We start from the raw sequence: 3,916 nt of genomic DNA, 5'->3' as shown, positions 1-3,916 counted from the left end.
TCGGACTCGCCGGCGGGGGAGTGGAGGCCGGGGTCTTCCGTGGTCTGGCGCGCGGGCATCGTGGCGGCGGTCGCTCTCCTTGCCGCCTGCGGCGGAGGGAACGTGAGCGGAGGCGTCGCCGAAAGCGGAGTTCATCTCTCGTCGGCGCAGCGTCGCGCCTTGGCCCAGGCCGCGATTCTGTTCGGGCATCAGTCGGTCGGCGGCGACATCGTGCGCGGCCTCGGCGAGCTTCCCCTCGCCGGCGCGGACGACCCGCCGCGCGTCGTCGTCTGGACGCCGGCGGAGGAACGTCCCGGGCTGATGCACTTCTTCGTCGGCCGCAACGGCGATCCCCGGGGCAAGACCTCCGACTTCGCGCGCGCCGTCGCGTCGCGTCCTCCCGGCACGTTCGACGTCGCGCTGCACAAGTACTGCTTCGCCGACTTCGACGACCGCACCGATCCGCGCGCCCTGTTCGAGTCCTACCGCGCGGAGATGAGCCGACTGCGGCGCGAGCGGCCGAACACGGTGTTCGTGCACGTGACGACGCCGCTGACCGCGCCCCGCCTTTCGCTCAAGGACCGCGTCAAGCTGCTTCTCGGACGGGACGTCGTGCCGTACGAGCAGGTCGCCGCGATCCACCGCTTCAACGAAGCGATGCGCGCCGAATACCGCGGCCGCGAGCCGCTGTTCGATCTCGCCGCGCTCGAGGCGGCCGGCCCCGACGGCCGCGTCCGCGCGATCGTCGTCGCCGGCGCCGCCGTCCCGACGCTTTGGCCGGCCTACACGGACGACGGCGGCCATCTCAACGCGACGGGGCGGGCGCGCGTCTCCGCGGCGTTCGCGGCCTATCTCGCGCAGCTCGCGGAGGGCCGCCGATGAACGACGCGGCCGCGTGCGGCGAGCGGCAAACGGCCGGCGGCCCGCGCTCGGTCCTGCTGGTCGAGGCCTGCGAGGACGGCACGGCGGGCGGCTCCCACCAGTGCCTCTTCGACCTCGCGACGCGGCTCCCCGCCGACCGCTACCGGCCGCTCGTCCTCTTCTATCAGGACAACCGCTTCGTTCCGCGCCTCCGCGCCGCCGGCGTGGAGACGCTGACTTGGGACGCGGAGCGGGCGGAGGAACTGACGGCCGGGCGGGGCGGGCGTGCGGCGCAGCTCCGCGACGCGCTCGGCCGGGTTCGGCGCCGCGCGCGGCTGCTGCGCGAGCGGAGGATCGACCTCGTCCACATCAACAACTCGCCGCGGCTCGCGGTGGACGACTGGATTCCGGCGGCGCGCTTCGCGGGCGCGGCCGCGGTGTCCCACGAGCGCGGCAACTACGAGCGGCCGAAGCGGTTCGTCTGGCGCTGGTCCACGAACCGCCTCGACGCCGTCGTCGCCATCAGCCGGCACGTCGCCGAAGGGCTGCGGCGCGGCGGCGTCGATCCGCGCCGCGTGCGGCAGATCTACGACGGCGTGGACGCCGCGGGGTTCGCGGCGCGGCCGACGAAGTCGCCGGCGGCCGTGCGCGCGCTCCTCGGCGTTCCCGACGGCGCGTTCCTCGTCGCGATGGTCGGACACCTGCGCTGCTGGAAGGGGCACGACGTCCTGCTCGACGCGCTCGGCTCGCTGCCCCCCGATCTGCGCGACGCGTACCGGGTCGCCGTCGTCGGCGGCGCGCCCGATTCCGACCGCGACTATCAGGAGCGTCTCGCCGCGCTCGTCCGGCGCCACGATCTGGAGCGGACGGCGCTGTTCCTCGGCGAGCGCGACGACGTGCCGGACCTGATGAACGCGGCGGACGTCGTCGTCCACGCCTCCACCGTACCCGAGCCGTTGGGGCTGGTCGTCATGGAGGCGATGAGTCTCGGCAAGGCGGTCGTCGCCTCGCGCCTGGGCGGACCGGCCGAGGTCGTGGAAGACGGCAGCGGGTTCCTCTTCGATCCCGCCGCGCCGGCCGATCTCGCGGCGCTGCTCGAGCGGCTGCGCGCCGACGCCGCGCTGCGGAACGCGGCGGGCGAACGGGCGCGGGCGCGGGTCGCGGCCTTCAGCGTCGAACGGAACGTCGAGGAGATCGCGCGGCTCTACGACGAAGTCCTGGCGCGGCGACGGCGCCGATGAGCGTGGTCGTCCGGCGCGCCGCGGAGACCGACGCGGCCTCGTGGGACCGTTTCGTGGCGTCCCGCGCGGAGACGACGAGCTACCAGCGTTGGGCGTGGGGGAACCTGCTGGCCACCGAGTTCCGGCTTCCGTGGCGCCCGCTCGCGGCGTTCGCGGGCGGCGAGGTCGTCGGCGTGCTGCCGCTGATCGCGCAGTCCAACCCGCTGCTCGGCCGCCGCCTGCTCTCGCTCCCCTTCGTCAACTACGCCGGCCTCGCCGCCGCCGACGACGAGGCGCGCGACGCGCTGCTCGCGGCCGCCGCGGACGCGCTGCGCGCGGAGGGAGCGCGCTTCGCGGAGCTGCGCCAGCCGCCCGAGGCGCCGCTGCCGCTGCCGGCGTCGTCGGCCAAGATCCGCGCGCGGCTGCCGCTTCCCGCCGCGGCCGACGAACTCTGGGGCCGGCTCGGCGCCAAGCTGCGGTCCCAAGTGAAGCGGCCGACGAAGGAAGGGATGACGGCGTCGGTCGGCGGCGCCGAACTGGTGCCGGAGTTCCATCGCCTGCTGGCGCGCAAGTGGCGCGAGCACGGCTCGCCGATCTACCGCGAGGCGTTCTTCAGGCGGCTCGCCGCGACGTTTCCGGACGAGACGTCGCTCGTCGTCGTGCGCCGCGGCGGCGACGCCGTCGCCGCCGGATGGCTCCATCGGCGCCGCGGCGTCGCCGAGATGATCTGGGCGGCGTCCGATCGGCGCTTCGACGGCGCGTCGCCGAACATGCTGCTCTACTGGCGCGCGCTCGAGCGGGCGATCGAGGACGGCTGCGCCGTCTTCGACTTCGGCCGTTCGACCGCCGGCGGCGGGACGCATCGGTTCAAGCTGCAGTGGGGCGCCGTTTCCGAGCCGCTGCCGTGGTACTACGTCCTCGGTGCGGGGGCGCGCGTTCCGGACGGCGGGGAGGGCGCGGGGGCGAGGCTCGTGAAGGCGGCTTGGCGGCGCCTGCCGCTCGCGGCCACGCGGATCATCGGCCCCTACGTGGCGAGGACGCTTCCTTTGTAGCGCGGCGCCGCGGCGGCGCGCGCGGCGGCCGCCGCGCGGCCGGTCGGCGGAGAACGCCGCGGAACGAGTTTCCCGCCCCGCGGACGGGGCGGCGGGCGACGAGGCGGACGCGAGTCGGATGTCGGACCTGCGCAAGACGGCGAAGCACTCCTTCATCTACGCCGGCGGCGTGTTCCTCGGGCGCGCCGTCAGCTTCGTCATGCTCCCGATCTACACGCGGTTCCTCACCCCCGCCGACTACGGCGTGCTGGAGCTGGTCGGCCTGACGATCGACATCGCCGGCATGATCGTCGGCTTCGGCCTCACGACGGCGGTCTTCCGCTTCTACTACGCCGAGCGGGACGACGAAGGGCGCGGCGCGGCGGTCTCGACGATCGCGCTGCTGCTGATCGGGCTCTACTTCGTCGGCGCCTCGATCGGCTTCGCCTCGTCCGGCTGGCTGGCGCGGCTCGTCCTCTCCGGCACGCCGGAGCAGGTCTCCTTCTTCCGCCTGATGTTCCTCGCCCTGTTCCTGCAGTCGTTCGTCGACGTGCCGCTGGCCTACATCCAGGCTCAGCAGCGCTCGAAGGTGTTCGTGCTCTGGAACACGGCGAAGCTCGTCGTCCAGCTCTCGCTCAACATCGTCTTCGTCGTCGTGATGCGCCTCGGCGTGCTCGGCGTCCTGCTCAGCACCGTCCTCAGCTTCGCGCTGATCGGCACGGGACTCGTCGTCCGCACCTTCCGCAGCGCCGGGCTGCACTTCTCCGCGGCGCGCGCGCGGGAGATGCTGCGGTTCGGCGCGCCGTTCGTCGTCGCCAACCTCGG

Annotated in this window: 4 protein-coding genes; all 4 read left to right on the top strand. The window is 73.9% G+C overall.

The window, feature by feature from the left end; all coding sequences use genetic code 11:
* Positions 1 to 102: 102 nt before the first annotated feature.
* On the top strand, positions 103 to 861 hold the full coding sequence (locus LLG88_07325) for a hypothetical protein (GenBank protein MCE5246718.1): 759 nt from the start codon (positions 103 to 105) through the stop codon (positions 859 to 861).
* Complete coding sequence (locus tag LLG88_07320) at positions 858 to 2,081, top strand: glycosyltransferase family 4 protein (GenBank protein ID MCE5246717.1); 1,224 nt, start codon at positions 858 to 860, stop codon at positions 2,079 to 2,081. The genes LLG88_07325 and LLG88_07320 overlap by 4 nt, the downstream gene beginning before the upstream one ends.
* On the top strand, positions 2,078 to 3,112 hold the full coding sequence (locus tag LLG88_07315) for a FemAB family PEP-CTERM system-associated protein (GenBank protein ID MCE5246716.1): 1,035 nt from the start codon (positions 2,078 to 2,080) through the stop codon (positions 3,110 to 3,112). The genes LLG88_07320 and LLG88_07315 overlap by 4 nt, the downstream gene beginning before the upstream one ends.
* Before the next feature lie 118 nt (positions 3,113 to 3,230).
* On the top strand, positions 3,231 to 3,916 hold a 686-nt coding region (locus LLG88_07310; protein MCE5246715.1), incomplete at its 3' end, for an oligosaccharide flippase family protein.

The sequence above is a fragment of the bacterium genome (assembly GCA_021372775.1).
Classification (GTDB): Bacteria; Acidobacteriota; Polarisedimenticolia; order J045; family J045; genus JAJFTU01.
Note: the sequence above shows the minus strand (reverse complement) of the source record. Positions and strands in the feature narration are given on the sequence as shown.

Coding starts and splice junctions, on each gene's coding strand:
- LLG88_07315 (MCE5246716.1), top strand. CDS start 2,078: ATGAGCGTGGTCGTCCGGCGCGCCGCGGAGACCGACGCGGCCTCGTGG.
- LLG88_07320 (MCE5246717.1), top strand. CDS start 858: ATGAACGACGCGGCCGCGTGCGGCGAGCGGCAAACGGCCGGCGGCCCG.